The 24,962-nt window shown below is 46.7% G+C and carries 23 protein-coding genes and 1 other RNA gene; 2 read left to right on the top strand and 22 right to left on the bottom strand.

The annotated features are described in order from the left end of the window. Window positions 1-102: 102 nt before the first annotated feature. The 5 genes from EI981_RS08475 to EI981_RS08455 form a co-directional block, all read right to left on the bottom strand. The gene (locus tag EI981_RS08475) at window positions 103-1,176 is read right to left on the bottom strand and encodes an LCP family protein (protein WP_126997202.1); all 1,074 of its coding nucleotides are present in this window, start codon (window positions 1,174-1,176) and stop codon (window positions 103-105) included. A 98-nt stretch (window positions 1,177-1,274) separates the two neighbouring features. Next, entirely contained in the window at window positions 1,275-1,583 is a 309-nt protein-coding gene (locus EI981_RS08470; protein ID WP_126997201.1) for a YlaH-like family protein, read from the bottom strand. 44 nt (window positions 1,584-1,627) lie between these two features. After that, the gene (gene typA / locus EI981_RS08465; RefSeq protein WP_126997199.1) at window positions 1,628-3,469 is read right to left on the bottom strand and encodes a translational GTPase TypA; all 1,842 of its coding nucleotides are present in this window, start codon (window positions 3,467-3,469) and stop codon (window positions 1,628-1,630) included. Between the two features lie 207 nt (window positions 3,470-3,676). Beyond that, on the bottom strand, window positions 3,677-4,171 hold the full coding sequence (locus EI981_RS08460) for a hypothetical protein (RefSeq protein ID WP_126997197.1): 495 nt from the start codon (window positions 4,169-4,171) through the stop codon (window positions 3,677-3,679). 136 nt (window positions 4,172-4,307) lie between these two features. Further along, on the bottom strand, window positions 4,308-4,967 hold the full coding sequence (locus tag EI981_RS08455) for a TerC family protein (RefSeq protein WP_126997195.1): 660 nt from the start codon (window positions 4,965-4,967) through the stop codon (window positions 4,308-4,310). Between the two features lie 128 nt (window positions 4,968-5,095). On the opposite strand from EI981_RS08455, the gene EI981_RS08450 reads away from it, so the two are divergent. Then, on the top strand, window positions 5,096-5,794 hold the full coding sequence (locus tag EI981_RS08450; protein ID WP_126997193.1) for a TerC family protein: 699 nt from the start codon (window positions 5,096-5,098) through the stop codon (window positions 5,792-5,794). A 117-nt stretch (window positions 5,795-5,911) separates the two neighbouring features. Here the strand turns inward: EI981_RS08450 and thiI are convergent, their stop codons facing one another. The 5 genes from thiI to EI981_RS08425 all read right to left on the bottom strand — a co-directional run bounded on the left by thiI (window position 5,912) and on the right by EI981_RS08425 (window position 10,116). Next, window positions 5,912-7,147, bottom strand: coding sequence for a tRNA uracil 4-sulfurtransferase ThiI (thiI, locus tag EI981_RS08445; RefSeq protein ID WP_127004483.1), 1,236 nt, complete (start codon window positions 7,145-7,147; stop codon window positions 5,912-5,914). A 5-nt stretch (window positions 7,148-7,152) separates the two neighbouring features. Beyond that, entirely contained in the window at window positions 7,153-8,301 is a 1,149-nt protein-coding gene (locus EI981_RS08440) for a cysteine desulfurase family protein (protein ID WP_126997191.1), read from the bottom strand. A gap of 186 nt (window positions 8,302-8,487) precedes the next feature. Further along, a complete protein-coding gene (locus tag EI981_RS08435; RefSeq protein ID WP_335926348.1) occupies window positions 8,488-9,213 on the bottom strand; it encodes a lytic transglycosylase domain-containing protein in 726 nt (241 codons plus the stop codon). A gap of 189 nt (window positions 9,214-9,402) precedes the next feature. Continuing rightward, window positions 9,403-9,852: a hypothetical protein gene (locus tag EI981_RS08430; RefSeq protein WP_126997187.1), complete on the bottom strand. Its 450-nt coding sequence runs from the start codon at window positions 9,850-9,852 to the stop codon at window positions 9,403-9,405. A 36-nt stretch (window positions 9,853-9,888) separates the two neighbouring features. Then, on the bottom strand, window positions 9,889-10,116 hold the full coding sequence (locus EI981_RS08425; RefSeq protein ID WP_126997185.1) for a DUF1540 domain-containing protein: 228 nt from the start codon (window positions 10,114-10,116) through the stop codon (window positions 9,889-9,891). Between the two features lie 225 nt (window positions 10,117-10,341). On the opposite strand from EI981_RS08425, the gene EI981_RS08420 reads away from it, so the two are divergent. Further along, window positions 10,342-12,216 (top strand): S8 family peptidase, encoded by a 1,875-nt coding sequence (locus EI981_RS08420; RefSeq protein ID WP_126997183.1) that lies wholly within the window; start codon window positions 10,342-10,344, stop codon window positions 12,214-12,216. 111 nt (window positions 12,217-12,327) lie between these two features. Here the strand turns inward: EI981_RS08420 and rnpB are convergent. The 12 genes from rnpB to era form a co-directional block, all read right to left on the bottom strand. Further along, window positions 12,328-12,730: RNase P RNA component class A (rnpB, locus tag EI981_RS08415), an RNA gene on the bottom strand. A 131-nt stretch (window positions 12,731-12,861) separates the two neighbouring features. Further along, window positions 12,862-13,977, bottom strand: a complete 1,116-nt coding sequence (locus EI981_RS08410) for a Nif3-like dinuclear metal center hexameric protein (protein WP_126997181.1) — start codon at window positions 13,975-13,977, stop codon at window positions 12,862-12,864. Next, window positions 13,953-14,711, bottom strand: coding sequence for a tRNA (adenine(22)-N(1))-methyltransferase (locus EI981_RS08405; protein ID WP_126997179.1), 759 nt, complete (start codon window positions 14,709-14,711; stop codon window positions 13,953-13,955). Before EI981_RS08405 ends, EI981_RS08410 begins: the two co-directional genes overlap by 25 nt. A 281-nt stretch (window positions 14,712-14,992) precedes the next feature. After that, entirely contained in the window at window positions 14,993-16,120 is a 1,128-nt protein-coding gene (rpoD, locus tag EI981_RS08400; RefSeq protein WP_126997177.1) for an RNA polymerase sigma factor RpoD, read from the bottom strand. Between the two features lie 43 nt (window positions 16,121-16,163). Next, on the bottom strand, window positions 16,164-17,984 hold the full coding sequence (gene dnaG, locus EI981_RS08395) for a DNA primase (RefSeq protein ID WP_126997175.1): 1,821 nt from the start codon (window positions 17,982-17,984) through the stop codon (window positions 16,164-16,166). A 135-nt stretch (window positions 17,985-18,119) separates the two neighbouring features. Beyond that, window positions 18,120-18,572: a YaiI/YqxD family protein gene (locus EI981_RS08390; RefSeq protein ID WP_193556438.1), complete on the bottom strand. Its 453-nt coding sequence runs from the start codon at window positions 18,570-18,572 to the stop codon at window positions 18,120-18,122. Window positions 18,573-18,595: 23 nt separating this feature from the next. Then, window positions 18,596-20,674, bottom strand: coding sequence for a glycine--tRNA ligase subunit beta (gene glyS / locus EI981_RS08385; protein WP_126997171.1), 2,079 nt, complete (start codon window positions 20,672-20,674; stop codon window positions 18,596-18,598). After that, on the bottom strand, window positions 20,667-21,554 hold the full coding sequence (gene glyQ, locus EI981_RS08380) for a glycine--tRNA ligase subunit alpha (protein WP_126997169.1): 888 nt from the start codon (window positions 21,552-21,554) through the stop codon (window positions 20,667-20,669). Before glyQ ends, glyS begins: the two co-directional genes overlap by 8 nt. 402 nt (window positions 21,555-21,956) lie before the next feature. Then, window positions 21,957-22,118, bottom strand: a complete 162-nt coding sequence (locus EI981_RS28980) for a hypothetical protein (protein ID WP_227011769.1) — start codon at window positions 22,116-22,118, stop codon at window positions 21,957-21,959. Between the two features lie 220 nt (window positions 22,119-22,338). Beyond that, on the bottom strand, window positions 22,339-23,088 hold the full coding sequence (gene recO / locus EI981_RS08375) for a DNA repair protein RecO (RefSeq protein WP_126997166.1): 750 nt from the start codon (window positions 23,086-23,088) through the stop codon (window positions 22,339-22,341). Window positions 23,089-23,124: 36 nt separating this feature from the next. Further along, window positions 23,125-23,271, bottom strand: coding sequence for a YqzL family protein (locus EI981_RS08370; protein ID WP_082790171.1), 147 nt, complete (start codon window positions 23,269-23,271; stop codon window positions 23,125-23,127). A 696-nt stretch (window positions 23,272-23,967) separates the two neighbouring features. Beyond that, complete coding sequence (gene era / locus EI981_RS08365; RefSeq protein ID WP_126997164.1) at window positions 23,968-24,870, bottom strand: GTPase Era; 903 nt, start codon at window positions 24,868-24,870, stop codon at window positions 23,968-23,970. Window positions 24,871-24,962 lie beyond the last annotated feature (92 nt).

The raw sequence follows: 24,962 nt of genomic DNA, 5'->3' as shown, positions 1-24,962 counted from the left end.
AAAGTTCGGTTTTCAGCACCGCGAAGGAAGCTGGGGACTAAGAAACCTAATCCCCACTATCTATTTGTATTATACCACGACACAAAACTTGCCTTCAATCGATCACTTGCCCGACTGATTCCCTTGTCCCTCAGATTGCGGCTTCGTTCCGGAAAGCTCGTCCTTTAATGCCTGCTTCGCCTTATTCAGCTCGCTATCATTGATGTAAACATAAGGGCTCTTCCAATCACCCGTAACAGGAATAAAGGTTACATTCTCTTTGGAAATGCTCCAGTAAGCGGCAATTATATTTTTGATCTGCTCTGATTCCAGGTCAGTCGTCATATTATCGCCAATCGACTCAATCGCCTTACCTGCACCGATTACGCCATTTAAAGACTTGGTCTGATCAATCAAGGCATGAAGTACTTCATTCTGCCGCTGATTACGCTCAAAATCATTCGAAGGCTTCGTCTTCGGTTTGCAGTTCGATTTCCGGTAGCGAACGTAATCTAGCGCCTTGTCACCGTTCAGATGCTGGGCGCCCTTCTTCAGATTGATATTAGTACCATCTGCTTTGTCCACATAGCACATATCGGCATCGACGGTTACATCGACTCCGCCTAAAGCATTTACGACATCACGAAAGCCTTGAAAATTAAGCACAGTCGTGTAATCCAGCGGAAGATCCATATACTTGCTAAGCATCGTTTTCATTTCTTCCTTGGCCGATATGCCTGATTTCTTCTCAGCGGCCAGGAACTTAGGATAGAATGAGTTAAGCTTGTTTGTTCTGTAACCCTTCATTTGGAACCTCGTATCTCGAGGTAAAGACACGATCGTAGCCGACTTTGTCTTCGGATTCATGGCAATCACCATAATAACGTCGCTGAGATGGGTCCCGGTCTCTGGGCGGTAATCCGTACCCAATAACAGCATGGCAATGGGTTTGACTTTGGCGGAATTCTCCGCGGCCACTTTGCCTGAAGTCCCCGTCTTATTGATCGTATCATTAAGAGTGAGCATCAAATAACCTGCGACCCCACCCGCTCCAAGCACTGCAACAATAAGAATCGTCAATAATACCTTAAAAAAGGTCTTACCACCAGACTGCTTTCTGGGCTTCTTTGATCCTTTGGCAGGAGACCGCTTGGAACGATCATCCCGAGGTGGCAGGCCTTTGTTGTAAGAACTCATAGAATCAAAACCTTTTCATCTGGATTATGTTGTCACATAGAGTATACGAATGAGAAGGCAATAAAGTTTCCACGTAAAATCTCACGAACTAACGTATACTACTCGCTCTGCTCACCAGCTGCAGGTATAGATTTCTCTTTTTTATTGCGTCGTCCTTCCACAAAATAACGAATACGCACCATCAGCATCAGCACGACGGCAACGAGCAGACATTGAATAATCGGCAGCTTGTCGATCTGAAAAATGAGCAGGAGGAACGAGCCGAATGCCATTAAAATATATAAAATGATCTCCTTCAGAAGCGGTAGCTTCTGCTGGCTACGAAACACCTTGTTGTAAACAAAGATGATAAGCACATAAATCAAAATATACGAAATGACCGGGTTTTCCGCGAACCAAGCCTGCAAGGCCAGCCCCTCCTTCGCTTTACATCAAAATGAATATATTCCCATTATAGATTAGCTTCGGACATTTTGCGATGTTTTTCAGCTCTTTCACGTTCGCCTTTATTCAAAACCTTCTTACGAAGACGAATCGATTTCGGCGTAATTTCGCAATATTCATCATCATTCAAATATTCTAAAGCTTGCTCCAATGAGAACAGACGGGGTGTCTTCATTTTTACGGTATCATCTTTTGTCGCCGAGCGGACGTTTGTTAATTGCTTCTCTCTACAAATGTTAACAACGATATCGTTATCGCGGTTATGCTCACCGACGATCATACCTTCATAGATCTCCGCTCCTGGCTCAAGGAACAGGATCCCCCGGTCCTCGATCCCTAGAATACCGTACATTGTCGATACGCCATTCTCGCTGGATACAAGCACACCTTCATGACGTCCGCCAACTTGACCGCCGACGAATGGACCATAACTGTCATAGGCATGGTTCATTACACCATAACCGCGGGTTAAGGTCATGAAATTCGTAGTATAACCAATCAGGCCGCGGGCCGGAATCAAGAATTCAAGACGGACTTGGCCGTTGCCACTATTGATCATGTTCACCATTTCTGCTTTACGGGAACCGAGGCTTTCCATAACTGCGCCCATGCTCTCCTCAGGAACATCGATCATGAGGCGTTCGATTGGCTCCATCTTGACACCGTCGATTACCTTGACGATAACCTCTGGCTTCGATACTTGTAACTCATAGCCTTCTCTACGCATATTTTCGATCAGAATACCAAGGTGAAGCTCACCGCGTCCCGAGACGATAAAAGCATCAGGACTATCCGTTTCGTCTACGCGAAGCGATACATCGGTCTCCAATTCTTTGAACAGACGCTCCCGAAGTTTACGGGAAGTAACCCATTTCCCTTCACGTCCAGCGAATGGACTATTGTTAACGAGGAAAGTCATTTGCAGTGTTGGTTCATCAATTTTGAGCACCGGAAGTGCCTCTGGCTGGTTCGGATCTGCAATCGTCTCACCGATATTGATGTCTTTAATACCGGCAATCGCTACGATATCCCCTGCTCCAGCTTCATCGATTTCCACACGGCGCAAGCCTTGGAAGCCGAACAGCTTCTCGATGCGTGCCATCTTCTTGCTGCCATCGCGCATCATTACGGCTACGGATTGGCCTTGACGAATAATCCCGCGGTTCACACGGCCGATCGCAATACGTCCGAGATATTCATTATAGTCCATCAGTGTTACAAGGTATTGCAAAGGTTCGTCAACTTTTTCGGTTGGGGCTGGGATATGGTCGATGATCGTCTCATAAAGGGCAAGCATGTTATCATCTTGCTTCTCAGGGTCCAAACTGGATGTACCGTTAAGAGCAGATGCGTATACAACGGGGAATTCCAGCTGCTTATCTGTTGCCTCAAGCTCGATGAACAAATCCAATACCTCATCGATAACTTCGGCCGGACGGGCTGCCGGGCGGTCGATTTTATTCACAACAACAATTGGGGTCAAATCATGCTCAAGCGCTTTGCGCAGCACAAATTTGGTCTGCGGCATACAGCCTTCATAAGCATCAACGACAAGCAGAACACCATCAACCATCTTCATAATCCGTTCTACTTCTCCGCCGAAGTCGGCATGCCCTGGAGTATCCACGATATTGATCAAATAATCCTTATACGTAATGGCTGTATTTTTAGCCAAAATCGTAATCCCGCGTTCCCGCTCAATATCATTGGAGTCCATCGCGCGTTCCTGTACTGATTCATGTTCTCTAAAAATACCGGACTGCTGCAGCAATTTATCTACAAGCGTCGTCTTGCCATGGTCTACGTGAGCAATAATCGCAATGTTGCGAATGTTATTTCTTTCATGCATAGTTTTTCTCCATATCCTTTCGTCTCTGTATCTGATTAAATTGTCTAGTCAGATCATTATTTGATTCATAACGAAATGCAGGCAATTTTTTCCTGAAACCAAACTGAAAATAGAACCACAAAACAAGCGTCGGGCAAATAAGACCGACGCTTGACCATCCCTTATATTATACGCAAAAATCTAAAAAAATCAAGAACTATCCTTAATTTACCACCCACGGCGGGTTTTCCCACGCATGAGGATCAGGACGATTCCAGCGATGATCAGTATGATCGCCAACAGGTAGACAATTGACCAGGTGAACAGAGTCCAGCCTAGTAGAACTACCGACAAGATACCGACAATTAGAGCTGCAGCCAATACCCCTTGCTGTCGCTGAGGTGAGATATAACCATATTCGAACAATCCGACAGCGATACCAAGCAGAAATGCCGGCCAAGTAAACTTCAAAGTCTGCCAGCCACCAAAGTTGCCGATGAAGAAAATGATGCTGTATACTACCAAAATTCCGCCAGGAACAAGCAGCTCTACAGGTCCTTTCCTCCAAAAATACCACATATGCAGCAGGATGCCCGGTATCAGGAGAAGTAGAGGCCAGAGCGCCTTGCCGAGAAAACTAAATACACCCAGCTTTCCTAGCAGGATGACGATTCCGGCGGACAGAATCAGAATACCAGTCGTCAGCTTGTTGTTATCGGACATTAGATCACACACCTTCCAGATGACAATGAGGGACATGCCGCAGCAAAGTACGACACCTCTTTATCTCAAGTTTATATGAATTCGGCAGAAAAAACCACTCTTCACAATTTCAAGAGTGGTTCGGCCCGTCTTCTATTTATTGGCGATGTGCTTTCAATTTCAATAACAAGCCGAATATAATAACCAGCCCTGCCAGTAATATCGGCAATATTCCAGTGAGGCTCGGTATGAGTGCTTTCAACAGGATTCCAAACTTCGGATCATGGATGAGCATACCTCCCGCAGTATATCCTAAGATGCCAGCTCCCAAATAAATAAGGATCGGCAACTTATGAAGCAGAACAGAGATTGCACTGCTGCCCCAGACGACAATGGGAATACTAATAGCGATACCGATTACTAATATAGCCAAGTCCCCGTTGGCCAGCGCAGCGATCGCAAGCACATTATCAAGACTCATAACAAAATCTGCGATCAGAATCGTCTGAATCGCTTTCCATATAGTAGCGGATTTGCCTGAGCGGTTGGAGTCTTCATGAGGTATTAGCAATTTAAAGGCGATTCCAATTAGCAAAATCGCACCGATTGCTTGGATAAATGGAATTTTCAATAATACTACAGCTACCCACGTCATAATACAGCGTAGCAATACTGCTCCTACGGCCCCCCACCAAATGGCCTGTTTGCGCTGCCTTCTCGGTAAATCTTTACTGGCCATCGCTATGACAACTGCATTGTCGCCGCTGAGGACAAGATTAATGATTAATATTTCTGACAATAAAATGATCTGTTCCACGGCTCACCCCTCCCTTACAACTTGTATGAGAGAAAGAGCCAAGCTATGCCTGTTTCAAAAATCCGCTTTACAAATGAATCTTTTCTATGAATTAGTACGTATATACATCTTTAGAGGAAGTGACAATTGTGGAATGGATAAGCGCATCATTTTTTCTCTCGCTAATCAACATCGTCTTCATCGATTTGATCCTTGCCGGTGATAATGCGATTGTCATTGGCATGGCAGCCAGAAGGCTGCCTCATAACGTGCAGAAAAAGGCAATCATCTACGGTACCGGCGGTGCCTTAGTACTACGCATTATCGCGACGCTGCTTGTCGTATGGTTACTGAGGGTCCCTTGGCTGCTGGCAATCGGAGGAGTTCTCCTGCTCTTTATCGCCTATAAGGTACTGACAGATGACGGCTCTCATGACTCTATTGAGGCGAAGGATTCATTGTGGGCGGCAGTACGTACCATTATTATTGCCGATGCAGCAATGGGCCTGGACAACGTTATCGCCGTAGCAGGCGCAGCCGGCCAGCATATGATCCTCGTCGTCATCGGATTACTGATTAGCGTTCCGATCGTTGTCTGGGGTAGTACGCTCTTTATCAAGCTGTTAGACCGTTTTCCTTGGATCGTATATCTCGGAGCGGGTGTTCTCGCTTATACCGCTGCCAAGATGATCACAGAAGAGCCTCATTTTCTGCCCTTCTTCGAGGACAAGCCCATCTTACGTTACCTACTGATCGCCATCGCAGTCATCGTCATCCTGTACACGGGCTATCGTAAGAAATCCGCAGCGTCCAAGAATAGAAGGCAAACACCGAGAGAACAAATGTAATCAAAAAACGGAATCCTTATCCGCATAGCGGCTGGATTCCGTTTTTTAATAATCTTTATGCCTGTTACCTTATAATGAGTGTTCAAAAAGTCCAGTTTTCAGCACCGAGAACCTCTCTTAGAACCACTGCTCTTGGACAACTTCTGGCTCGTCCTTTTGATTCTTGCGAATGATGACATGAGGCTTAACGATGACCGACTCCGTATTCTCTACAGCCGCTTCGATCATGTGATCAAGATCGGCTAACTCCTTTTCGACATGCTCAACAATCCGCAGGTTCGGGTTCGTTGCCGGTGATTTGGGAACGAATAGAGTACAGCAATCCTCATAAGGAAGAATCGATATATCATAAGTGCCGATCCTCTTCGCCATGGAAATAATATCTTCTTTGTCCATCATGACAAGCGGGCGCAGCAGAGGCAGATCCGTCACCTTGCCGATCACATTCATACTAGCCAAAGTCTGGCTTGCCACTTGGCCGAGACTGTCACCCGTAACTAGAGCCAGTCCCCCGTTCTTCTCCGCAAGCTTTGTAGCAATGCGCAGCATAGATCTTCTCATCAGCGTGATAATCAGGTTGTCCTGTCCTGTCTTCGCCAAGGAGGTCTGAATATCTGTGAACGGAACGAGGTGAACCTTGATTCTTCCGGAAAAGCCGGACAGCACCTGGGCTAATTCAAGCACCTTCTCCTCCGCCTTCTTGCTCGTATAAGGATAACTGTGGAAATGCACACATTCGATCTCCAAACCACGGCGCATAGCCGAATAACCAGCAACCGGGCTATCGATTCCGCCGGAGAGCAGCATCATTGCCTTCCCATTCGTTCCAAGCGGGAAGCCACCGGCTGCAGGAATTACTTCACAGAACAGGTAAGTTACACGCTCACGGACTTCTACTCTCAATTCCAAATCCGGGTGATGAACATCTACCTTCAAATGTGGACACGCGCTAAGTACGGGACCACCCACCAAATGATTCATCTCTTGGGAAGAATGTGGGAAGCCCTTAAAGACGCGGCGTCCATGCACCTTAAATGTTTTATACTTGTCCGCTGGAATTGATTTTACAAAATCAACGGCGATCTCAACAATATCTTCAAGCTTGGAAGGTGAAACCTTCACCGGGCTAATCGAGGTTAGGCCAAAAATATTTTTTAACGAGGAAATTACTGGATCAGCAGCTTGGCCATTCAATCTTACATAGATCCTTCCATATTCATGAATCGCTTCCGTTCCCGGAAAAGCGCGAAGTAATGATTTAACATGAGACAGCGCCGCCTTCTCAAATCTTGAGCGGTTCTTCCCTTTGACCGTAATCTCTCCAAACCGGAGCAATAGCATTTCATAATCCAAATTCATTAGCCTCTCCCCTTCAAATCTTCCTGACGTGTTACCGCGCTTTGAAGCGCAGCCAGAAATTGTTGTATATCCTGTTCTGTATGCTCCTCACCTAGACTTACACGAATGCCTGAGGACGCCTCTTCAACACTTTTGCCCATAGCTAGAAGGATACGGCTTGGCTCACTCTTCTTCGAGGAGCAGGCCGAACGGGTCGATACGAGAAATCCATCTTCCTCCAGCATATGAAGCATGGCTTCTGCCTTCATTCCAGGACAAGAGAAATGAATGATATGAGGTGCTCCATCAGGCGGTGAATTTAGCACCAGCTTCGGTATAGCCGCAATTCCATCTATTAGAACTTTTCTTAGATGCCGCAAACGCTCTGCAACTTGGGCTTGTTCCTCTTTTGCCAATCTAAGAGCCTTAGCCATCCCCACGATATATGGAATATTCTCTGTACCGGCCCTTCTTCCCCCCTCCTGGCTCCCCCCAGCAAGCAAAGGCTGGAGCTTAATTCCTTCGCGGACGTAGAGCAAGCCGATTCCTTTCGGGCCTCTAAACTTATGCGCAGACAAACTGTACATATCAATACCTGAAGCTTGAAGCGACAAAGGCAGTTTTCCAAATCCTTGTACGCCATCCACATGGAATAAAACACGCGGATGCTGCACCTTAAGCTGCTTGCCGATCTCCTGAACCGGATTAATACTCCCCGTCTCGTTATTCACATGCATTACCGAGACGAGCACCGTATCGTCCTGAACAGCAGCGCACACCTGCTCCGGAGTTACAGTCCCTTCATGATTAACCGACAGATAGGTTACATTCCAACCAAGGCTTTCGAGCTGCTTACAGCATTCATATACAGAAGGATGCTCAATGGCCGTTGTTATAAGATGCTTGCCCCGATTCATAAATTGCAGGGCGGCACCTTTTATGGCTGCATTATTACTCTCTGAAGCACCCGATGTAATGATAATTTCAGACGGCTTCACCTGAAGAACTCCGGCACAAACCTCACGGGCCTTTTTAAGCAATTGTTCGCTCTGCTCCCCCAAAATATGCAGCGATGAGGGATTCCCATAATGCAGGCTCATGACCTCAGCAATCGTACGAGCAACCTCGGGATGCGGCGGAGTCGTTGCTGCGTAATCCATATATTTCATAATTTCACCTAGTTTCTTTAGAGGTAGTTCACACCTATTTGATCATAATACAACCCGAAAAAAAGACCAAAAGAAAAAACGCAGATTTCCGGGAGTGGCCGGTGCGTTTTCCCTTGTGATCTTAATATATCAGCCCTGCAATCAGGCGTCTAATCAATAAAATTCAAACATCCACATTCTGGGATGCTATACATATTTGCTGCGGGCGTTCATTACTTTAAATACATAATTCTGCGTCTCTCGCGGCAATAAATGAAGCTTGTCCATCAGCTCCTGATCATTGCTTATGCCGGCTCTCTGCACGCGGCCTGGACCCGCATTATAAGCAGCAAGCGCGGTGCTCTCATTACCTCCAAAACGTCGGATCAGATTAGCCAGATAACGCGTTCCGCCATCGATATTCTGGGCAGGATCGAATGAATCCGTAACGCCAAGGCCACGCGCTGTTCCATCCATTAATTGCATCAGGCCCTTCGCTCCCGCAGACGATACAACCTTCGGATTGAAGGAGGATTCCGTCTCAATTACAGCTTGAATCAAGCTCGGAGCTACGCCATAGCGCCCGGCGGCTTCTGTAATTAATTGTTGGATATCCGCAGCGATCTCGTGTCTGGAAGAAGAGATATGTTGTCCGGAAGACACCGGGGTATTCGCAGTTATAGAACCTATATTATAGCTATCCGAGCTTTCAGTGACTTGCCCATTTATACTGTTCAGATAATTATTCAACTGGGCTTCGATATTCGAAATTTGATCTTCATAGTCATCCGCCGTGATGCTGCCATCAGCCATCATCATCTCCTGCAGCAAAATATCAAACAAAGAACCATCTATATCACCAGAAGTATCTGCTGCCTTGTTCCCTTGTAGATCAATACTGTTCTTCATCTGGAGCGAAATTAGCTGTTCCATTGTTCGCGGATCAATTTGCATGTCGGCCAGCTCCTCTACTTGTACAAAAGATATATGTATATATTTTACACGTGATTGGCAATCATGACCACCTCTTTTTCATAAGTCTTTGTTGGATAGTTGTTTACACTAATACTTCAACATAGCAAAAGGCTGACATCATAATGATGCCAGCCTTTAGATCAAGAATCAGCGAGTAAATGGAATCAGGAAGAAATAACTAAGTGTAGCTACTATGCCAAGGCCAATCGCCCAGCCTCCCGACGTCTTAGCCCCTTGACTGTAGGCATAGAAGCCCAATACTGCGGCGAGCGGGCCAAGTACGATGCTCCAGAGGAACAGCGAGGCAATGCCAAGGCCGACCCCAACATAACCTACAGTACGACCTATGCTATTATCGGCAACATCTGTATCCGATCGTTCTACTTCAGCACCTTCCGAACGATTCTCGCGACGCTCCACCGTATCCCAATTCGTGGGGCCCACGGTTGGAGATATTTCTGAAGCGTATTCTTCCTTGTCTGAATTATCATTGTTATTAGCTTCTGAATGTTCTGAGTGATCTTTACGCGGAAAATCAAGACGTTTTCTTTCCCCATAATAATCATGTTGGTTGTCATTATTAAATTGATCATTCATTCTACAGCACCTCCTAGGGATATAAGATGGTTAAGCTTAAGTTGACTTGGGCTTAAAGGTATGACAGCAAGTAGCAGATGATGTTGCAGCTGTCGTCTGATTCTCGGAATCGAAGGATTCGCCAGCGAATTCCGCATGATACTGACGAGTCGCATTCTGGTCGATATCGATCATAATGCTGTCCGCCTGACAAATATTTTTTTCTCCCCAATGAACACAATTGGCCACACTGCATTTTACGATGGGTTTACTCCCGCTTGTCATTGATTAATCACCTCGGAATCAGTGTTCCCTCTGCACTGCTCGTTATGCCTTCAGAATGGCTGACAAAACAAGACAAAACATGGGGTTGATGCCAGACTATTGCTGGCTCTTTAAATCCTGGTCTTGGAATAAAAAAACAGGCTCCATAGCAACCTATTCATATCTCAATCAGCCATATAAGTTGAATGAATTGTTCAACTTCTACAACGTTAAGGAGGCAATGACATGAAATGGTTCAGATGGGCACTAGTCGGTATTACGGGAATCGCCGCCGCTACCGTGATCGGCCTATATCCCTTCAATGAGAAGGCTCCACAACAAGCAGTAGAACAAGCGAACCCGGTGCCTGGACCGAAGGAGGAGCAGCGCTTGAAGCAAATGATGCTGCACCGGGATATGACTGCAACGGAGCGACTTATCAGAATGGATACAAAAGGGCATCTCCGAGCGCTATCCGAGGCTTCGCGCAAAGTTCATACCGATAAGCTGAAATCCCGTGTAACCGAACTACAAAAGGGGCACCAACAGTTCAAATCTATCCTTTGGTATGATAGCGCGAGCGGTAGAACGAAGGAAGTCCGCGCCGCGCACTACAAACCGAATAGCGAGGAACAAAAACAAATATCAAGTTATATCAGCTTCGCCAAGAAATCGCTGCAGAAAGGCAAGGCCTACGAGTCCCCGGCTTTCCCTCAGAAAGATCCGAAGTTCTATGTTACGGCAGAACCAGCAAAACAGGGCGGTAATGGAGTTATCGCTATAATGGACCTAGGTATCCTTGGCAAGGTGAAGGAGCATCAGCATAAGAATCTCCGCCTGATTCCTTATCCAAAGGAGGGGAAATACAAGGTTGAATCCGTTGAGACCGACACCCTGCGGGACATCACGGTTAAAACGGGGCATGATAACGAAAAGGCGAGCCATTATTATGAAAATGAGATCGTCGTTACGTTTAATCGTGGGCTAAGTACAGAGGACAGGAAGAAAATTATGAATGATCTACATTGCAAGCCGCCTCAAAAAATAGTGAACACGTACATTTTCCGTTCCGATAAGTTAACGATGAATGAACTGAAAGACTACTTCCTTAAAAATTGGCATCCTGATTATGTGGAACCCCATTATCTCTACATGACCAACGAGACTAGTCTGGACGATACACCGCTGATCCCTAATGACATGTTATTCTCGGAATATCAATGGAATCTGCCGATTATTGATACTACACGCGGCTGGAAGCTTAGCAAAGGAACCAATGATGTTATCGTTGGTATTGTAGATACGGGAGTTGATCTGCAGCATCCCGATTTAAAGGGACGGTTGTTGAAAGGCTATAATGTTGACGCTCCCGACGAGGATCCGATTGACGATGTTGGGCATGGCACCCATGTCGCCGGAATCATCGCCGCTAATACCAACAACAGCGAAGGCATTGCCGGCATGATGTGGAATGGCAAAATTCTTCCGGTAAAAGCGTTGGACAAATCCGGTGCAGGTACGACCTATTCTGTCGCACAGGGGATTATCTGGGCTACCGATCATGGCGCTAAGGTAATCAATATGAGTCTTGGCAATTACGCTGATGCGAAATTTCTGCACGAAGCAGTAAAATACGCTTTCGATCATGATGTGGTTCTTATCGCGGCAACAGGCAATGATAATACAGAACGGCCCGGGTATCCGGCCGCTTATCCAGAAGTTCTGTCCGTGTCAGCGACCGATTACAATTTGAAGAAAGCCTCCTTCTCAAATTATGGCGACTACGTAGATGTGGTGGCTCCTGGCGAGAGTATTGCCAGTACCTATCCTGATAACCAGTATGCAGCCTTATCCGGCACATCGATGGCATGTCCGCATGTGACTGCACTGGCTGCATTGATCCGCTCAATTAATCCAGATCTTAAGAATACAGAAGTGATGGATATCATCCGCAAAAATGTAATTGATCTGGGCACATCAGGCCACGATAAATACTACGGTTACGGACAAATCGATGTCTATGCTGCGCTTGAAGCCGCTGGAGGCGGTGAAGCATCACTGCAATTCTGGCCGCAAGCTATTGAGCGCAAAATGGACAGAGTTATCGAAAGATTGAAATAGCAAAAAAAAGAGACGGCCAAAGCGGCCGTCTTTTTTGCATTATGTATTTGAGGCGCATGACCGCAGATTCAACAACTTGCGGTAAGCCTCTAGAGAAAATGTTGCGACAGTGGTGAAAGTTTGCCATAAGCCGGGTTCTGTACTCGTAGCGGTAAGAACGGGAACTACCCTCCCGCTGTAAGTGACAATCATCTATCTAGACCACATATTACTATGTGGTTCCAGCGACCAACCCAGACGCGCCTCGGGCAAAGGCTGCTTCCAAGGAAGCTGCGTCCCATTAGGTCTTGCTCCAGATGGGGTTTACCAGGAACGAAGTCACCAGCGTTCCTCGGGGTCTCTTACACCTCGGTTCCATCCTTGCCTGTGCCGCCATAATAGCGGCCATCGGCGGTCCATTTCTGTGGCACTATCCTTCAGCTCGCGCTGACTGGACGTTATCCAGCATCCTGCCCTATGGAGCCCGGACTTTCCTCTCGCGGCCGAAGCCGCCAGCGATTGTCTGTCAAACTTTCGAAAGGCAACATTAGTTAGTATACAGGTAATATCAAGTTAACTCAAGGTCCAATTAAAGGTAGTTTCAAAAATATAAGCTAGCTTCATTCAACCTTCTCGGTGCTGAAAAGCAGACAAATACATGTATTGTTACATGAAAACAAACGGTTCGGTGTTTATTTCCGAGGAATGAACCTTCGTATCATATTTATTTTCCGTCAGTTTATTGGTCAGCCATTCCGCTACTTTCACCTTCATAATCTTCTCTGCATTATGTCCCGGATCGACAATCGTGATTCCGGCCATGAAAGCATCCTGAGCCGTATGGTAATCGACGTCTCCTGTCACGAGCACATCCGCCCCCTGGAACAACGCATGCTTCCAATACCTGCCCCCAGAACCGCCAAGCACAGCAGCTTTCTTAATGGTTCGATTCAGATCGCCTACGACCCTGACAGCAGGAACGTCCAGCTTCACTTTGACACGTTCTACAAACTCCTTCAAGGTTATCGGTTCTGCGAGCTTACCTACACGCCCTAAACCTAAGGTACGGCCCTTCAGATCCATCGGATACAGATCATAGGCTACCTCTTCATACGGATGATTTCTCAGCATAGCCTGTATCACCTGATTGCGAATACTAGCCGGAACTATCGTCTCGATCCGAATCTCCTCAACCTTCTCCAGCTTGCCCTGCGAACCGATATATGGGTCCGTGCCTGCCCCAGGCTTGAACGTACCATAACCCTCAATATTGAAGCTACAGTGACTGTAATTCCCGATGGCTCCGGCTCCAGCGTCAAGCATAGCATCAAGCACACGCTGATGATGATCCTTCGGAACGAATACAACCAGCTTGTACAGGTTGTCTGTATGGATGTCTTCTAACGAGGAACTGGGCTCGAATCCAAGTGCTTCAGCCATCCAATCATTCATACCGCCTTCTGTAATATCCAGATTAGTATGTGCTATATAGACAGCAATATCATTCTTAATCAGCTTCTCATAGACCTTACCCATAGGCGTATCCACCTGAATCGAAGGGAGCGGTCTGAAAATGATCGCATGATGCGCAACGATGAGATTAGCCCCAAGAGAAATAGCCTCGTCGACAACCTCCTCATTGACATCAAGCGCAACGAGAACGCCTGTAATCTCTTTGCTTAAACTGCCAAGCTGCAGTCCAATCTTGTCTCCTTCTACAGCAACATGCTTAGGTGCAAGCTGCTCCATATACTGAATTACGGTCTGTCCTTTTGCCAGCATGCCAAAACCTCCTTAAGCTGTTCTATCTCCTGTCTAAATTCGTTTTCTCGCTCACGCGAAGCCTCCTGATCGGATAAAGCGACCTGACGGCAAATCTTCTCCAGCTTCGCTATTTCTCCCTGCCATTTCTTCAACAATATCGGTGAAGGATTCATAATGAATCTAGGTCCGATTCTCAACAACAATGGCTTGTTAATGACAATACTGCCATCCATAGTCTTATCTTGGTACAATTGTTTGTTCAAAGCTTCAGCCCCTGGATCAGATATAGCCGTCAGCACTTCATAAATCTTCCCGTCTTCCTCCAGTATCTGCTCCTTCTCTAAATACCAGCCGTTCTCAATCAGCCAATTGCGAACAAATTCCTCACCGACATTCGGCTGAAGCACAAGCCGCTTCACACCCGTCAGCTTATCAATTCCACTTGCAAGTATGGATACGATTAATGCCCCGCCCATTCCGGCAATAGTAATTGTATCGACCTCCCCAGGGCGGATGACAGCCAAACCGTCGCCTTTACGGACAGAGATTCGACTATGTTCCCCAGCCTCGGCAACCTGTCTCCGAGCGGCCTCATAGGGACCGTCATTCACTTCCCCAGCTACAGCATAGGAAGCCTTGCCATTCTTAACTGCATAGACCGGTAACAGTGCATGATCTGATCCAATATCGGCCATTCTGCATCCGAGAGAAAGCTCATCTGCAATGACCTGTAATCTTGCTGATAGTTTCATTAAGAAAATTACACCACCTGTTTTATTTACTGCCATAACCTGACTTACAAAAGTGTTCAAAAAAATCTCCTCAAGAAGAAAACAATTACAATCTTTACAGCAATTTGCATTGACTTGGAAAAAAAGTTAAAATAAAGACCAACAACAGTGATCCACAAGAAAGTTCTTCCATATGACTTAGGAATTACAGTACTTCCTTGCTATGTTACATGCAACTAGCGGTTAAGGTCAGAATGAAAAAATAGACCTCGCTGCCTGGCTGCAGAAGGTCTATTGAGGCGCTATTCCAGGAAATCCTTGAGCCGTTTGCTGCGGCTTGGATGGCGAAGCTTACGGAGCGCCTTCGCTTCAATCTGGCGAATTCTCTCCCTAGTTACGCCGAATACCTTGCCGACTTCCTCCAAGGTTCTGGTCCGGCCATCGTCGAGACCAAAGCGTAGGCGAAGCACATTCTCTTCCCTCTCGGTAAGAGTGTCAAGGACATCCTCCAGCTGTTCTTTGAGAAGCTCGTAAGCTGCGGCGTCCGCTGGCGCCAACGCCTCCTGATCTTCAATGAAATCGCCCAGATGAGAATCATCTTCCTCACCGATTGGCGTTTCCAGGGATACAGGCTCCTGTGCGATCTTCATGATCTCGCGGACCTTCTCCACGCTCAGATCCATCTCTGCAGCAATTTCTTCCGGAGCGGGCTCACGGCCGAGCTCCTGCAATAGCTGCCGGGATACTCTGATCAGCTTATTAATCGTCTCAACCATATGAACAGGGATCCGAATCGTTCTTGCTTGGTCGGCGATCGCACGGGTAATAGCCTGACGAATCCACCATGTCGCATAAGTACTGAATTTGAAGCCCTTCTTGTGATCGAACTTCTCGACTGCCTTGATCAAGCCCATGTTCCCTTCCTGAATCAGATCAAGGAACAGCATGCCGCGTCCTACATAACGCTTGGCAATGCTGACAACGAGACGCAGATTCGCCTCGGCCAGACGGCGCTTCGCTTCCTCATCGCCATTCTCGATTCGCTTCGCAAGCTCCATCTCATCTTCAGCAGTTAACAGAGGGACGCGTCCGATCTCTTTCAAATACATCCGCACCGGGTCATTAATCTTGATGCCTGGCGGGAGCGATAGATCATCATCATAATTGAAGTCGTCATTATTCTCGCGATCCTCGTCGCCACTACGACTAGTTAGCTCTTCATCACTATCCCCGTTCACATCTATCCCAAGATCTCCAAGATGCTCAAAGAATTCATCCATTTGCTCAGGATCCTGATCGAAGGGAGACAGCTTCTCCATAATTTCCTTGTAGGTCAGAGAAGATTTCTTCTTCCCTTGTTCAATCAAGCGCTCTTTCACTTGATCTAATGTCAAATCCGTTTCTAGTTCAGTATGTTGATCATTCGCCATATTGGGCTCCCTCCTCCCTAGAAACATCCAAAGTCCTAACCTCTTACTGTCTCTCTAGGGCAATAATCTCACTTGCAATTTGTGCCGCGCGTATAAAGTCACCGGCTCGTTCGGACGAGACCATTTCTTCTTTTTTGCGCTTTATTTGTTCCACTAACGGAAACCGCCGGATCTCCCGGATACAATCGTCCAATTCCTGAAAGCTCCATTCTCTCGGAATGTCCATCATAGCGATCGCAACTACGGTCTTCTCCAGACGATCATCCTCAAGCGAAGATACAAACCGGCTCGCATCCGGTTCTTTCCCTTGCGCATAATAGGCGTATAGATAAGCAGCAATCGCCGCATGATCATCGATGTTAAAATCATCTCCAAGATGCTTGCTCACATACTGAGCAACCTCTTCATCCTGGAGCATATAGAACAGCAATCTTCGCTCTGCGACCTGATAAGCAGGCAGCAGCGTCGGCATCGACGCCTGCCCCGTTTTATGCCTACCATTATTCCACCTTTTGGCCTTATTATCCCCTGCGGGAGCCTTTTTTTGCATAGCCTGGCGCAATTCATTGCATTCCTGCTTCAGACTGTCATATGACACCTGCAGATCCGCTGATAAATCCTGCAAGTAGATCTCGCGTTCCGTAGGCGATGGCAAAGGGGCTATAATTTCCAGAGCATCTTTGATATAGGCAATCTTTCCGTCTTCCTCTAGCAGTATATGGTTTTTTTTCAGATATATAAGCTTAAATTTGACGGATGTAACAGCTCCATCCAACACTTGCGATTTGAAGCGCTCAGCTCCGTATTTCTGAATGAACTCATCCGGATCGAGGCCATCGCTTAACAGGGCTATTTTCGTATTGAAGCCGACTCCTTCCAGAATCGATATACTCTTCAGAGCCGCGGCTTGTCCAGCATTATCGCCGTCATAACAGACGATCACCTCATCCGCTAGACTTCTCATTATGTTGGCATGACTCTCGGTCAACGACGTTCCCATTGTGGCAACGCCGTTATGAACCCCTGCATCCCAGGCGCTGATTACATCGCCATATCCTTCGAACAGGACAAATTGCCTTGTTTTGCGAATATCAGTCTTGGCCTGATGCAGGTTATATAACGTCCGGCTCTTGCTGAACAATCTACTCTCCGATGAATTCAAGTACTTCGGCTGTCCGTCGCCCAGAATTCTCCCGGCAAAAGCAATTACCTTCCCGGTCCGATTATGTAGCGGAAAGATGACCCGGTCACGGAAGCGATCCACAAAGCCTGTCCCATCCTGCTTGGAAGAGATCAATCCGCCCTTCTCCATTACTTTCAGATCAAAAGAGCGTTTATCCAAAAACTGGACGAGTGTATCCCAACGCGCAGGTGCGTAACCGATTTGAAAAGTATCAATGGCCTTGTCATTAATGCCTCTTGACCTCAGATACTCCAAGGCCGGTTTGCCATGCTCTGTATTCTTCAATAAATAATGATACAGCTTGGAGGTCCATTCATGAGCCTGCAGCAACTGCTCAAGTTCCATATCCCGCGGCGATCCGCCCTGGCCCCCCATTCCGTCTTCAAACGGAATATGGGCCTCTTCTGCCATTACTCTTACGGCCTCAGGGAAAGTTAATCCTTCGATTTCCATCCTGAATTTGATGGCATTTCCGCCTTTACCGCAGCCATAACAATGGAAGATCTGCCGTTCGGGTGTAACCGTAAAAGAGGGCGTCTTCTCTGAATGGAATGGACATAGCCCTTTCATATACTTACCCTGTTTCGTCAGATGAACGTGTTTGCCAACCGTGTCGACGATATCATGTTGCCGCAAGACTGCCTCGATGACTTCCTCCGGAATACCTCTTCCGGTACTCATCTAAACCACCTTCATCTTTCAAGAGGTCGTCCAAAAAGTCGAACTTTTTGAACACACACCTAAGTTAGAATATTTCACAGCCAAACTTAGGCCGTTAAAAATGACTTCTAACACGTAATTATAAATTCGCTAAAATTAGTTATTCTCCTGCAAATCTTGCAAAAGTTTTGACAACATATATTGGAAGTGAGCGCGGTCCGCATCGGTAAAAGGCTTAGGGCCCTTGGCATAACGCCCGCCGCGCCGCGCTTTGGCATGATAATGCCTGCGTTCAAGCAAATAATCAATATTCCCCGGGTGAAATAATTCGCCCCGGGGAGACAATGTTCTACAATGTTTAGCTATCGTCAAGGCAGCGAGACCATAATCCTGGGTCACTACGATATCATCCTTGACGATATGATTGGCAATATACATATCAGCACTTTGTGAGCTTCGGTCAACATGGATAATCTGCACTCCCTGTTCTGCCCGAAGTTCATGATCATAAGAAGAAACCATAAGCACCTGCGCACCAAAATCGTGAGCCGTTTCAACAATCTCCCGTTTTACCGGGCAGGAATCCGCATCCACGACAATTCGAGCCATTTGCCGGACTTCCTCCATTTCTTCTATGCCCAGACCAGCTTGCCGAAGTCAGCAAAGGCCTTAAGATCCTCATCGATGGCTGCCAGCAAGGCCAGACGGTTAGTGCGAATCTCTTCGTCATCCGCCATAACCATGACTTTGTCGAAGAAATTCGTAATGGACGATTGCAATCCACCAAGCAAATTCAAAGCTTTTGCTTCGTGTCTTTCAGTCAATTTGCTGCGATAGTCCTCCGTCATCGACCGCCATGTATCATAGAGCTGTTGCTCGGCAGGGTCGCTGAGCAAGTCGAAGCGAACCTTCATTGCCGATGCTTTGGCAGCCAGATTGCTTACACGGCCGAAAGATTCAACTGTCGCTTTGAAGTCCGCCTGATTCGTTACCGCATCCATCAGAGCATCGCCACGTTGAACAACAGAGACGACATCATCATATCCTGCTGCGATGACCGCTTCGACCACATCATAACGCAAGCTGTCGGAGAGCGTCCTCTTCACACGGAGACCGAAGAATTCGAGCAAGTCGCGCATAATTTCTTCCTCAGTACGCTTCAGGCCGTGAAAGTTCGCGTGGGTCTCCAGTGAAATTTTGAAAATATCGTTCAAGCTAACAGACAATTTATGCTCCAAAATAATCTGTACAATGCCAGCTGCTTGACGGCGTAATCCGTATGGATCCTGTGATCCAGTCGGAATAATACCGATCGAGAAGCAGCCGGTAATCGTATCTATTTTATCCGCAATACTAACAATTGAACCAATCTCCGAAGCAGGAACTTGGTCCCCGGCAAAGCGAGGTTGATAATGTTCAAATACGGCTTTAGCTACCGTTTCCGGCTCTCCGGCTTTGCGAGCATAATCCTCACCCATAACGCCCTGCAGTTCAGGGAATTCACCTACCATTTGCGTCACCAGGTCGAACTTGCAAATTTCAGCTGTACGGCTGATCATCTCAGCTACTCCCGATTCTACGCCAAGCAGGTGCGAGAGCTTCTCGGCATTCCGGCGAATACGGCGTACTTTATCTCCTACAGTTCCTAGCTCTTCATGGAAGACGATGCTCTCCAACTTAGACAAGGCATCCTTAATCTGCAGCTTTTGATCCTCTTCATAGAAGAACTTCGCATCAGACAGACGAGCGCGCAGCACTTTCTCATTCCCGCGGGAGATGGTATCAAGATGCTCGGCGTTCCCGTTACGCACCGTGACGAAATAAGGAAGCAAGCCTCCTTCGTTGTTCAATACCGGGAAATAACGTTGATGCTCACGCATGGAAGTGATGAGCACTTCCTTCGGAATGTTCAAGAAAGATTCCTCGAACTTACCATAAAGAGCTGTCGGTGTCTCAACTAGGAACAAGACTTCCTCCAGCAAGTCATCCTTAACTGCGATATTCCAGTCTTTTTCGGAAGCCAATGCAGCGATTTGTTCCTCAATCAGCTTTTGGCGTTCATTAACATCAACAATCACGTGCTCGGCACGCAAAGCCTCTACGTAATTGGCTGGTTCAGAGATAACTGTATCTTGACCAAGGAAACGATGTCCTCTTGTCACGTTTCCGGATTTAACACCGGTGATTTCCAGCTCGATAATTTGCGATCCGAATAGGGCAACGATCCAGCGGATCGGACGTACAAATTTGAAATCATGATTGCCCCAGCGCATATTTTTCGGGAAATTCATCGCATGCATAATGCCCAGCAGGCCCTCCGCTACGATGGAAGCTGTCTCCACACCGGTACGGCTCTTGCTGACATAGACATACTCTGTTCCGCCCAGGTCTTTGAAGGTGAACTGATCTGGTGTCGCTCCTTGGCTGCGGGCAAATCCAAGCGCGGCTTTACTCCACTCTCCGTTCTCGTCTAGAGCGATTTTACGGGAAGGCCCTTTGACCTCTTCATGAACGTCTTCCTGCTTCTCAGCTACACCCTTAATAAGTACAGCCAGACGGCGCGGCGATGCATAGCTCAGGACAGAACCATGTGTAATTACTGAATCATCCAGCCATTTGACTAATCGTTCTGACAATTGCTCCATGGCTCCGCGGATGAAACGAGCTGGCATTTCCTCTAAACCGATCTCGAACAATAAATCTTTAGACATGTGCAGCGCCCCCTTTCTCAAGCATTGGGAATCCCAATTTCTCACGTTCCTCCAAATAAGTTGCTGCAACTTGACGGGCTAGATTACGAATCCGGGTAATGTAACCGGTACGCTCCGTTACGCTGATTGCCCCTCTAGCATCAAGCAAGTTGAACGCATGCGAACATTTCAGCACATAATCATATGCCGGGAATACAAGATGCTGATCCATCGCTTTGTTCGCTTCCTGCTCATACATGTTGAACAATGTGAACAGCATTTTTACGTCCGACATCTCAAACGTATATTTCGAATGTTCAAATTCTGCCTGGTGGAACACATCTCCATAGCTCGTTCCATCAACCCACTCCAGATCGAACACATTTTCTTTGTCCTGGATATATGAGGCAAGGCGCTCCATACCATAAGTGATTTCCACTGCTACAGGATTAGCCTCAATTCCGCCAACCTGTTGGAAATAAGTAAATTGTGTAATTTCCATGCCATCCAACCAAACTTCCCAACCAAGACCCCAAGCGCCAAGACCCGGATGCTCCCAGTTATCCTCTACGAAGCGAATATCATGCTCCAGCGGATTGATTCCAAGACGCTTCAGACTTTCCAAATAAATCTCCTGAATATTATCAGGGGAAGGCTTGATAATGACTTGGAACTGATGATGCTGATACAGACGGTTAGGATTCTCACCGTATCGTCCGTCTGCCGGACGACGGGATGGCTCTACATAAGCGACTCTCCATGGCTCTGGTCCAATCGAGCGAAGGAAGGTCATCGGATTGAGCGTCCCTGCTCCCTTCTCCACATCATACGGTTGCACGATAATACAATTTTGCTCCGACCAGAATTGCTGCAGGGTCAGAATCATTTGTTGGAAATTCATGAACCACAACTCCTTTGTTTGTTAAATGCGAAAATATCGGTTGAACAGATCATTGTACCGGGCTTGCAAGCTTGCAAGCTTGCAACTTATCCCGGTATCTATCGTTCAACTTAACTTCCAGCGTCCGGAAGAGTACGCAAAAAAGCTCCCTTCCTCCACGCCTGTAACCAGACGTAGGGACGAGAGCTATAGCTTTCCCGCGGTTCCACCCTACTTGATTTGCTAATCCTTCAAGGTAGTTCAAAAAGTCGCTTTTGATCACGAAGTATTTCAGGGAAGTGATCTCGGCATCGAATCTTGAATTCACACGGGCCTTCCGGTCTCACGTACAAGCTACGTACGCTCCTCATGCCCTAGCTTCATCCAACCTTCTCGATGCTGAAAACCGACCTTTTTGAACATTTATCTAAAAGAAAGTTCAGCAAATCCGCTTTTCACGAACAATTTTCCATGCTCCCGGGCTGCCATTTCATAGGCCAATCCGACCGGGCTCACACCTTCCCCGGCTCGCTTCTTACGGACGTAGACTCCATTACTTGTCCCGTTCAACACATGAATCTCCATATAGGGGTTACTCAAAAAGTTCGCTTTTGATCACGAAGTGAATCAAAATGTAACTTGGCATCGAATCTTGAATTCACGGGCCTTCCGGTCTCACGTACAAGCTACGTACGCTCCTCATGCCCTAGCTTCATCCAACTTTCTCGATGCTGAAAACCGATCCTTTTGAACACTTACTAACTGGAGAAATTCTTATAAATTATAAATAATTATAAGTAGAATGTCAAATATTATACTTGTTCAGTTGATCCAGCACCTGCAGCGATTTCAGCTTAAGCCCCAGTTGAATATCCATAAAAGAACGCATCAATTCCTTCATTTCTTGCCTTGTGCTATCCTTTACACTAATGTTGCCCAGCCTTCTCATATCCATTCTTTCAAACAGAGTCAACAATTTATAAGTCCCCGCTGTAATTTCTCGCGCCGCTGGATCGTGATGACGGCATCTTCGACATAGTTTTCCTCCGAGCCGTGGACTCATGAATGTGGAATCATCCTCAGCTCCACAATTTACACAAGCGCTGAAGGAAGGTCCGTATCCGGCTGCCTGAAGGACTTTAATCTCATACAGATGGAGAACGATCTGTGGATCTTTCCCGGTCGACAGCGCATCCAGACAGGCCTTCAATTGCGTGAACCAGAAGCGTCCTACTTCTTCATCCTGCAGTGTACGGTCCAGCAATTCACACGCATAGGAGGCATAGGCCGCCAGGAACAGATCCTCACGCAAAGAAAAGTGAGATTCAATAATCTCACCTTGATTCAGCGTTCCCAAGCCGCCATTTTGACGGAAGAACACATATTCTCCATAAGTAAAAGGCTGCACCATAGCTGCCAAGCGGCTCTTCACCTTCTTAGCTCCGCGCGCGATAACGCCAATTTTCCCATTATTTTCAGTGCAGAGTGTGACGATTTTATTCCCTTCGCCATAATCCATACTGCGGATGACGATTCCTTCTACTCTATATAACATACCTGCTCCCCCAACCTCACCGGCTCCATAACAGCTTTATTCAGCCGCCGCTTCTTCCTCCTCGAGGCTCAGTTCCTCAATGGTACTGGCTTCCTCACCTATACTTCCACCAGACTCTTTATACAATAAATAAGCATCGACATCTCCCGTCATTGCAAAATACTTCCACGAAAAATCTCGCATTCGTATTCATCCTCTCTTCGAAAATGACGTCTGCATCTACAAAGATAGGATGTGCTAGATGACATGATCTATGCGTTGCAATTCCTCCCAACTTTAGAGGAAGTTCAAAAAGCCCACTTTTGATTACGATGTGATCCTGTTAGACTATTCGACTTCGAATCTTGAATTCACCGGGTCCTCCGGTGCTCGCGTACACACTACGTACGCTCCGCTCCTCATACCCTAAGCTTCATTCAACCTTCTCGGTACTGAAAACCAGGTTTTTGAACTCTCATTTAGAGGGAAATTCAAAAATCCCGCTTTTGATTACGATGTGATCCTGTTAGACTATTCGACTTCGAATCTTGAATTCACCCGGGTCCTCCGGTGCTCGCGTACACACTACGTACGCTCCGCTCCTCATACCCTATGCTTCAGGTTAGAACTTCATATTTGACGAAGTTAAAGCTTGAAAACTGCAAAAATGCAGGCTTTATCGTGTAAAACCACCTAGTCTTGGTAAATTCCTGCAAATGTGCAGGCTTTCGGTCCTTTTCTTCGATAATAAAGCCAATATGGAGGAAATAACTGCATTTTCGCAGGAATTTACCGACTTAGGGCAAATTCATAGCGAAATTCCTGCATATTTGCAGGCTTTTCTTATGCCATCCATTTCATTTTGCGCCGTCTGGTTTACTCCAACTACGAAAGCCCCAATTAAGCGTCTTTATGGAAGCCAAGATCTTTAAGAATCCGCTCCTGGTTTCTCCAGTCTTTCTTCACTTTGACCCAGAGCTCGAGGAAAATCTTCGAGCCAAGCAGTCGTTCAATATCCATTCTCGCCCGTTTGCCAACTTCCTTCAGCATCGCGCCTTGTTTACCGATAATGATCCCTTTCTGTGAATCACGCTCAACAAATATCACAGCCCCTACATAGACAACCCCGTTATCTTGAACACGCATATCTTCAATCGTCACTGCGATGGAATGCGGAACTTCCTCTCGGGTCATGTGTAAAATTTTCTCACGAATCAGTTCGGCACATACAAACTGCTCTGGATGGTCTGTAATTTGATCTTCAGGATAATACTGCGGTCCTTCTGGCAAGTACTTGCCGAGCTGCTCGAGCAGCGTATTCACATTATTGCCCAGCATCGCCGAAATTGGCACGATTTCAGCAAAGTCATGGAGCTTGCTATACTCCTCAATCAACGGAAGCAAAGCCTCTGGCTCTACACGATCGATCTTGTTCAGTACCAGAATAACTGGTGTTGACAAGTCCTTAAGCTTCTCGATAATAAATCGGTCGCCCCCGCCAAGACCTTCTGCCGCATCAACCAGGAATAAGACGGCTTCAACTTCACCAAGCGTGTTCAACGCCGTCGTGTTCATGAAGTCTCCAAGCTTCGATTGACGCTTATGAATGCCTGGAGTATCCAAAAATACAATTTGCATTTCATTGGTCGTATAGACTCCGTGAATTTTATTCCGCGTCGTCTGCGGTTTGTCGGACATAATTGCGATTTTCTGGCCAATCACCTGGTTCATTAGTGTGGATTTACCGACGTTTGGACGGCCGACAATAGCTACAAACCCCGATTTAAATTTAGATTTAGTCATATATGCAATCCTTTCATTATTCGGTAATCATGAATTCGCTCATACCCTTCATGAGGTTGTTCAACACGTACTTCATTTCATAAGTTGCCTCA

It is taken from the genome of Paenibacillus lutimineralis (assembly GCF_003991425.1).
Classification (GTDB): Bacteria; Bacillota; Bacilli; order Paenibacillales; family Paenibacillaceae; genus Fontibacillus; species Fontibacillus lutimineralis.
This window is presented reverse-complemented; position numbering and strand designations above follow the sequence as displayed.

What these genes read in the sequence shown, in the direction of transcription:
- EI981_RS08460 (WP_126997197.1), bottom strand. Translation starts at nt 4,171, where the DNA reads ATGTCCGATAACAACAAGCTGACGACTGGTATTCTGATTCTGTCCGCC.
- EI981_RS08435 (WP_335926348.1), bottom strand. Translation starts at nt 9,213, where the DNA reads ATGGAACAGCTAATTTCGCTCCAGATGAAGAACAGTATTGATCTACAA.
- EI981_RS08425 (WP_126997185.1), bottom strand. Translation starts at nt 10,116, where the DNA reads ATGACAAGCGGGAGTAAACCCATCGTAAAATGCAGTGTGGCCAATTGT.
- recO (WP_126997166.1), bottom strand. Translation starts at nt 23,088, where the DNA reads ATGTTATATAGAGTAGAAGGAATCGTCATCCGCAGTATGGATTATGGC.
- EI981_RS08370 (WP_082790171.1), bottom strand. Translation starts at nt 23,271, where the DNA reads ATGCGAGATTTTTCGTGGAAGTATTTTGCAATGACGGGAGATGTCGAT.
- EI981_RS28980 (WP_227011769.1), bottom strand. Translation starts at nt 22,118, where the DNA reads ATGGAGATTCATGTGTTGAACGGGACAAGTAATGGAGTCTACGTCCGT.
- EI981_RS08430 (WP_126997187.1), bottom strand. Translation starts at nt 9,852, where the DNA reads ATGAATGATCAATTTAATAATGACAACCAACATGATTATTATGGGGAA.
- glyQ (WP_126997169.1), bottom strand. Translation starts at nt 21,554, where the DNA reads ATGAATTTCCAACAAATGATTCTGACCCTGCAGCAATTCTGGTCGGAG.
- dnaG (WP_126997175.1), bottom strand. Translation starts at nt 17,984, where the DNA reads ATGAGTACCGGAAGAGGTATTCCGGAGGAAGTCATCGAGGCAGTCTTG.
- glyS (WP_126997171.1), bottom strand. Translation starts at nt 20,674, where the DNA reads ATGTCTAAAGATTTATTGTTCGAGATCGGTTTAGAGGAAATGCCAGCT.
- EI981_RS08440 (WP_126997191.1), bottom strand. Translation starts at nt 8,301, where the DNA reads ATGAAATATATGGATTACGCAGCAACGACTCCGCCGCATCCCGAGGTT.
- era (WP_126997164.1), bottom strand. Translation starts at nt 24,870, where the DNA reads ATGACTAAATCTAAATTTAAATCGGGGTTTGTAGCTATTGTCGGCCGT.
- EI981_RS08420 (WP_126997183.1), top strand. Translation starts at nt 10,342, where the DNA reads ATGAAATGGTTCAGATGGGCACTAGTCGGTATTACGGGAATCGCCGCC.
- EI981_RS08390 (WP_193556438.1), bottom strand. Translation starts at nt 18,572, where the DNA reads ATGGCTCGAATTGTCGTGGATGCGGATTCCTGCCCGGTAAAACGGGAG.
- EI981_RS08405 (WP_126997179.1), bottom strand. Translation starts at nt 14,711, where the DNA reads ATGAAACTATCAGCAAGATTACAGGTCATTGCAGATGAGCTTTCTCTC.
- rpoD (WP_126997177.1), bottom strand. Translation starts at nt 16,120, where the DNA reads ATGGCGAATGATCAACATACTGAACTAGAAACGGATTTGACATTAGAT.
- EI981_RS08410 (WP_126997181.1), bottom strand. Translation starts at nt 13,977, where the DNA reads ATGCTGGCAAAAGGACAGACCGTAATTCAGTATATGGAGCAGCTTGCA.
- EI981_RS08475 (WP_126997202.1), bottom strand. Translation starts at nt 1,176, where the DNA reads ATGAGTTCTTACAACAAAGGCCTGCCACCTCGGGATGATCGTTCCAAG.
- typA (WP_126997199.1), bottom strand. Translation starts at nt 3,469, where the DNA reads ATGCATGAAAGAAATAACATTCGCAACATTGCGATTATTGCTCACGTA.